The sequence below is a fragment of the Aminobacter sp. P4_H6_2 genome (assembly GCF_056400805.1).
In genome coordinates this window covers 1-3,845 of sequence record NZ_JBFUKO010000527.1, presented here as the reverse complement: position 1 = coordinate 3,845, position 3,845 = coordinate 1, and the positions used below count along the sequence as shown (strand labels likewise).

Sequence of the window (3,845 nt, the reverse complement as noted above, 5' to 3'; positions counted from 1 at the left end):
GCGCTGGCCTGCGTCCATGACCGTTCCCTTCCAGGTCTTGCGGGTGACCATGGAGTAGAGATTAGGGAATGGGTTGGGCAGGCAGACAGGCGAGTCGCTGCCCGTGCCCGGCTTGAAACCGAGATCGTCCCAGGTCTTCAGCGGATAGCTGGACAGCGCACGTTCCTCACCGAGCACTGAGATATAGCTGTCGCCGAAATCATAAATGAACGCCTGCTGCGGGCAGGGGTAAATTCCGGCCGCGAGCATGCGCTTGTGCTGGGCTTCGGTTGAAAAGCCGCAATGTTCGATCCGGTGGCGGCGGTCGGCATCCGGAACGGCTGCCAGCGCCTTTTCATAGGCGGTGATCAGCTGCCCGATGGCGCGGTCGCCAATGGCATGGCAAGCGAGCTGGTAGCCCTGGGCGTGATGCTCCGCGACCAGCTTTTCGAGCTCGTCATCGGACAGGATCTGCACGCCGGTGTTGTCTTCGCCGAGATAGGGCTCCGACATCCAGGCGGTGCGCCCGCCAGCCGAACCGTCAAGGAAGATCTTGAYCGCGCCCACCCGCAGCCAATCGTCGCCGGCACCCGAGACCAGCCCGGCGGCATAGGCTTCGTCGACGACCGAATTGCCGGGGTCGCCGAGCAATGTCAGCCAGACCCGCACCGGCAACCGGCCCTCTTTCTTTGCCTTGTTGTAGGCGTGGATTTCGGCGAAGCCATCGACCTGTCCGACGGCTGCGTCCATGCAGCTGGTGATGCCATAGGACAAAAGGTACTTGCCGGCTCGTTCAATGGCATCGATCAGGTCGTCTTGGCTCGGGACAGGGATCGCCGCGCGCAACACGGATTGCGCGTTTTCCGCCACCATGCCGGTCAAAGTCCCGTTGACCGTTTCGATGACGCCGCCGGCTGGCGCCGGTGTCGAGGCGTTGACGTTCGCCAGCTCGAAAGCGCGCGAGTTGAAGATGCTGATATGGCCGCAGGCGCGCACGAGCATCAGCGGATGGTCTGTGGTTACCTGGTCGAGTTCGCTCTTGTGCGGATGACGGCCGACATCGAGCTTGACCTGGTCATAGCCGCGCGCCAGCACCCAGCCGCCCTTGGGCGTCTCCTGGGCCCGTTTGCGTAGCTTGTCGAGCAGGATGGCAAGCGTCGGCGCCGATTCCGGGCTGGCGTCGACCCATTGCATGGAAAGGCCGGTGGAAATCAGATGCAAATGGTCGTCGTTGAGGCCGGGTGTCGCGAACTGCCCGTTGAGGTCGATGAGCTTGGTTTCAGCGCCTTTCAGCGCGAGAATCTCTTCGTCGGATCCGGTTGCCAGCACTGTGCCTTGGCCAATCGCGACAGCCTGCCGGATGCCTTCCGCATAGCCGCACCAGACGATGCCGTTATGCAGGATCATATCCGGGCTACCGGCACTTTTCATCATCGACTTTCCCCACCCTAAAATTCTTTTCCGCGAGTATCCGGATATGAGCCGACAAATGCAAATTCGCAAAAGGGCATGGGTCATGCAGTTCTGGAATAGTTTGTCCGGACGCAAATCGCTCAGCCGTCAGCCGGGATGCCGAGCTCTTTCTGCGGCTTGCGGCAACGGCATCAAACTATTCCACCTTTGCAATGTCTCCGGCCGGCAAACGGAACTAAGGATGTCGCATGAAACACGGCTCCACGGACATTCCTCAGACATCGACGCGTTGCAGGTTGCGTGACCTTGGCATAGCGCCAGGCGTTTTCGCGCCGGGTCCGCTCAATGCGATCACCGACGTTGCAGGCGTTCTGGTGGGGCACTCGACCGTCGTCGAAGGCGATACCATCCGCACAGGCGCCACCGCGATCCTGGCGCATGGCGGCAACATCTTTCGCGACAAGGTCCCCGCCGCGCTCGCTGTCTTCAACGGCTATGGCAAGTTCGTAGGCTCGACCCAGATCGATGAATTGGGCGAGATCGAAACACCTGTCGTCTTGACCAACACGCTGGCGACCGGACGCGCCATCGAGGCGATCCACGCTCATACGCTGGCGCAGCCGGGGAACAACCGGGTGGTGTCGATCAATGCCGTGGTCGGCGAGACCAACGATTCCCGCCTGAACGACATTCGCGCTGGGCGCCCGGACATTTCGGAGATCAGCGCAGCGATCGATGCCGCTGGGGATGGCGCGGTCGCCGAAGGGGCGGTCGGCGCGGGCACAGGCACGGTGGCCTTCGGGATGAAGGGCGGCATTGGCACAAGCTCGCGGCGCGTACCTTTCAAGGACGGCGAGACCTTCACGATTGGTGTTTTGGTGCAGTCGAACTATGGCGGCCGGCTGCTGGTCGATGGTGAGCCCTGGAGCGCCAAGCCTGCTTCAGAGGACAAGGATGGCTCCATCGTCATCGTGGTGGCGACGGATGCACCCTTGTGCGAGCGCAATTTGAAGCGGCTGGGCCAGCGTGCTTTCGGCGGCCTCGCCAGGACGGGCGCGGCCCTCAGCAACGGCTCGGGCGACTATGCGCTGGTGTTTTCGACCAATGAAAGCGTTCGCCGCACACCCGAAAGGCGTGCCGGCATCGTCACCGCGCCGACACTGCCCAATGAACTGGTGTCGCCGCTGTTTGAGGCGGTGATCGAAGCGACAGAAGAAGCCATCCTCAACTCGCTGTGCATGGCGCACACCTTCGATGGCTATGATGCCGGCACCGGCAAGCCGTCTCGCGTCGAGGCAATTTCATTGAAAGCGCTGGCTCGAAACAAGCAGCGCTAACATCACCCAGCTTTGGAGAGTTCCAATGACCAATGGCGGACAAAACCGCATTGTCTGGCTGAACGGCAGCTACCTTCCGGCCAGCGAGGCGAAGCTGTCGATTTTCGATCGCGGCTTCCTGTTTGCCGACGGCATTTATGAGGTCACCGCGGTCCTTGGAGGAAAGCTCGTCGACAGCGCGTTGCATATGGCAAGGCTGGAACGTTCGGCGMGCGAGCTTGGCTTGCGCCTGCCGGTCACCACGGCTGCGATCGAGCAGATCGAACATGCCCTGATCGAGCGCAATGGACTCGAGGAGGGCGTCGTTTATCTCCAGCTGACGCGCGGTGCCGAGGAACGGAATTTCCTGTTTGACGATGAGTTGGAGCCGACGCTGCTCCTGTTCACACAGCCCAAGGTTCTGGTCGACGTTGCTGCTGCCAAGACCGGCATTGCCGTCAAGACGGTGACCGACCAGCGCTGGGCCAGGCGCGACATCAAGAGCGTATCGCTGCTGCCGCAGGTGCTGGCCAAGCGCGACGCGCGCGCCGAAAACTGCGACGAGGCGTGGATGGTCGAGGACGGCCATGTCACCGAAGGTGCGTCGTCCACAGCCTATATCATCACGCATGACGGCAAGATCGTCTCGCCGGCCAACAGCAGGCGCACACTGCCTGGTTGCACGCGACAGGCGATCGTTCAGTTGATGGACGAGAGCGGCCTGACGCTTGAGGAACGCCGATTTACCGTCGAGGAAGCCTTGGGCGCGGCGGAGGCCTTCATCACCAGCGCCYCAACCTTCGTTATGCCGGTGACCCGGATCGACGGAAAACCGGTCGGCTACGGCAAGCCAGGCCCGGTCGTCACCAGGCTGCGCGAGATCTATGTAGACCACGCCCGGGCAAACGCCAGCTGATCGGCAGTTGAGGACGGCATAGACCAGGCGCCTATGCCGTCACGTCATCGTGACCGGCGCCAGCTGTTGCTGCTGGAATAAACCTGTCCGTCCCGAGGTCTCCTAGGCATGCGCCACAAGCGGCGCGGCAGGAGATCGACATGACCCATTATGACGAAAAGGACGGCGAGGGCATGAGCCGTCGCCATGCGCTGGAGTGCATGATCTGGGCAGGCACAGGC

3 protein-coding genes are annotated in these 3,845 nt (G+C 62.1%); 2 read left to right on the top strand and 1 reads right to left on the bottom strand.

Translation table 11 applies throughout. The features are described from left to right. A partial coding sequence (locus AC1DUU_RS25815) for an amidohydrolase (protein WP_476786219.1) occupies nt 1-1,410 on the bottom strand: 1,410 nt, incomplete at its 3' end. Nucleotides 1,411-1,640: 230 nt separating this feature from the next. Between AC1DUU_RS25815 and AC1DUU_RS25810 the strand changes: the two genes are divergently transcribed. Together AC1DUU_RS25810 and AC1DUU_RS25805 are read left to right on the top strand one after the other, a co-directional pair. Next, nucleotides 1,641-2,729 carry a P1 family peptidase gene (locus AC1DUU_RS25810; protein ID WP_476786218.1) on the top strand — a complete coding sequence of 363 codons (1,089 nt, stop codon included), beginning with the start codon at nt 1,641-1,643 and terminating at the stop codon, nt 2,727-2,729. A gap of 25 nt (nt 2,730-2,754) precedes the next feature. Further along, the gene (locus AC1DUU_RS25805) at nt 2,755-3,624 is read left to right on the top strand and encodes a D-amino-acid transaminase (protein WP_476786217.1); all 870 of its coding nucleotides are present in this window, start codon (nt 2,755-2,757) and stop codon (nt 3,622-3,624) included. Nucleotides 3,625-3,845: the final 221 nt, after the last annotated feature.